We start from the raw sequence: 3,099 nt of genomic DNA on the forward strand, positions 1-3,099 counted from the left end.
CCTCCCAGCAGGTCTCCAGCAGCAACCGCTGCTGCGGATCCATCGCCACAGCCTCGCGCGGACTGATCCCGAAAAACGCTGCATCGAAATCACCAGCGCCATAGACGAACCCGCCCAGGGTCGCGAAGGCCGTACCCTCACGAGCAGAATCGCGAACCAGGCTGTCGAGGCCCTCCAGGTCCCAGCCTCGGTCGGTGGGGAACGTGGAGATCGCGTCCGTTTCGTCCGCGAGCAGTCGCCAGAAGCCCTGCGGGTCCTCGACCCCGCCCGGGAAACGGCAGCCCATCCCGACGATCGCGATCGGCTCATCCGTGCCGACGCGGACCACCGGCACCGCAGCCTGAGCACTGGGATCAGCCAACTGGGGCAGCAGCTGGTCATGCAGGTACTCCGACAGCGCAGCAGCGCTGGGATGGTCAAAGACCAGAGTGGCCGGCAGCCGGAGTCCCGTTGCGGTCGCGAGCCGGTTGCGCAGTTCGAGCGCGGTCAAGGAGTCGAAGCCCATGTCCCGGAACGCCCGCTGCGGGTCGACCGCCTCGGAACTCGCGTATCCAAGCGCGGCGGCGGCATGGGTGCTGACGATCTGCAGGACGGTGTGCAGCCGGTCAGCAGTGTTGAGCGCTGCCAGCTGAGCGGCCAGTCCCTCGGTTTCTGCGGCACCGACGGCGGTCCGCCGTGTTCCGGTGCTGGTGGCCAGCTTCTGCAGGAGTATGGGCAGCGGGCCACCAGTGCGGGAGAATGCGGCCAATTCCAGTCGGGCCGGGACGAGCAAGCGTGTGGTCAGCCGCACCGCTGCATCGAACAGGGCCAGGCCCTGTTCGGTGGTCATCGGCCGGATGCCGCCGCGGGTCAGCCGGGCCATCCCGGCATCGTCCACGTGCGCGGTCATTGCCGAGCGCTCGGCCCACAGTCCCCAGGCCAGCGACTGACCCGCCAGCCCGCGCTCACGCCGGTAGACGGCGAGGGCGTCGAGGAAGGCGTTGGCCGCCGCGTAATTGGCCTGCCCGGGGCTGCCGAGGATGGCAGCGGCCGACGAGTAGACGACGAAGCCCGCCAGGTCCATGTCTTGGGTCAGTTCGTGAAGGTTCCAGGCCGCGTCCGCCTTCGCCGCCAGTACCGTTTGCAACCGCTGCGGGGTCAGCGACTCCACGGTGGCGTCGTCCAGCACGCCGGCTGCGTGCACCACAGCCGTGAGCGGATGCTCGGCCGATATCTCGTCCAGTACGCCGGCCAGCACGCTGCGGTCCGCGGCGTCAGCGGCCACTATCCGCACCGCCGCACCCAGATCGGTCAGCTCCTCAGTCAGCTCGGCGGCGCCCGGCGCGTCGGGGCCTTGGCGTGAGAGGAGGGTCAGGTGCCGCATCCCATGGGTGGTGACCAGGTGCCGGGCGAGCTGGCGTCCCAGTGTTCCGGTGCCGCCGGTGATCAGCACCGTCCCGTCGGGATTCCACTCGTCGGGCAGGGCTTGGGGATCGCCTGCCCCGGCCCGGACCAGGCGTCGTCCGAACGCCGCCGGGGCTGCGGTATCGGTGTCCGGGCGGAGCCATGTCTCGGGCTCACCGCCGCTCAGGACTGCCGCGAGTACGGTTTCCACGTCGGCGTCCCGGTCGGTGTCCAGTCCGGTGGCCGGGTCGATGTCGACCAGCAGGAACCGGCCCGGGTGCTCGGACTGCGCGGAACGCATCAAGCCGGTCACGGCTGCGGCCGACAGATCCGCACCGCTAGCCGCGCCCCGGGTGCAGATCACCAACTGCGCGTCTTCCGTGGCGGGATCAGCCAACCACTCCTGCACCCACCCGAGCACCAACGCCGTCGCTTCCGCAGCGGCAGCCGCAGCCGCAGCCGCAGCCGCAGCAGACGGCACCACCGCCACCACCACCGACGGATACTCCGCCCCCGCAACGTGCCCGTGACGGGCCCACTTCGGTACATCCGATTCGCGCGTCACAGGGAGGGGGATCCAGTCCACCGTGAGCAGTGAACGACGTACCTCGCGCTCATCGGCGCCTGACAAGCGGTCTGCCGGGATCTCCCGCAGCACCAACGACTGGGCCTCCAGCACCGGTTGGCCGGCCCCGTCGAACGCGCTCACGGCGATCGACCCGTCCGGCCCCGGAGCCAGAACCGTACGCAGATGACGGGCCCCACCAGCCAGCAGCTGAACACCCGACCACGCAAACGGCAGACCCGGTCCGCCAGACCTGCCGACCAAAAGGCCGTGCAAAGCGGCGTCCAGCAGCGCCGGGTGCAGACCGAATCCAGTTCCAGCCGCAGGCGACTCTGCGTCAGCCGTCTCGGGGAGTTCGGCTTCGGTGTAGATCGTCTCCCCGATACGCCAGGCCCTAGTCAACCCCTGGAACGTCGTCCCATAGCCATAACCGCGCTCGGCCAACTGGCCGTAAACGTCATCGAGCGAGATCGGCTCGCCACCGGCAGGCGGCCACTGCACCAACGGCGCCGGCGCCGACCCGACGGCAGCTGACAACGTGCCGACCGCATGCCGGACCCAGCCACCCTCCGCGTCCCGCGAAGAGACCGTCACCGAGCGACGGCCCTCCCCGCCATCTACACCATCACTGTCGCCGACGTGCACCTGAATCTGCACGCCGCCGCCCTGGCTGGGCAGCACCAGCGGTTCCTGAAGAGCAAGTTCCTCAAGTACTCCGCAGCCGACAAGGTCGCCGGCGTGGATGGCCAGGTCCACGAATGCCGTTCCGGCCAGCAGTACGGTGCCGTGCACGGCGTGGTCGGCGAGCCATGGCGCCGCGGCCACCGACAACCGGCCCGTCAACACCAGGCCGTCACCGTCGGACAGCCACACCGCAGCCGCCAGCAATGGATGCCCGGAAGACTGCTGACCCGTCGAAGAGGCATCACCGCGCTGGACCGTAGCCCGCGGCCAGAACCGCTGTCGTTGGAAGGGATACGTCGGCAAACTGACCCGACGAACCCGGCCACCTCGACCGCTTACCGTGGCCCAGTCAACCTCACCGCCGGCGACATACGCTGCCGCCAGGGACCGTAGCCACTGCTCCCGGTCACCTTCACCGCGCCGCAGACTCGGCGTGACCACCAGATCATCGCCCGCCTGCGCAACCG

1 protein-coding gene is annotated in these 3,099 nt (G+C 69.5%); it reads right to left on the reverse strand.

The window, feature by feature from the left end:
- The coding region (locus ACFVYN_RS41185; protein ID WP_390008017.1) for an SDR family NAD(P)-dependent oxidoreductase at window positions 1-2,821 on the reverse strand (2,821 nt) is incomplete at its 3' end.
- Window positions 2,822-3,099 lie beyond the last annotated feature (278 nt).

Origin of the sequence: Streptomyces sp. NPDC058307, from assembly GCF_042880295.1 — a bacterium.
GTDB lineage: Bacteria > Actinomycetota > Actinomycetes > Streptomycetales > Streptomycetaceae > Streptomyces.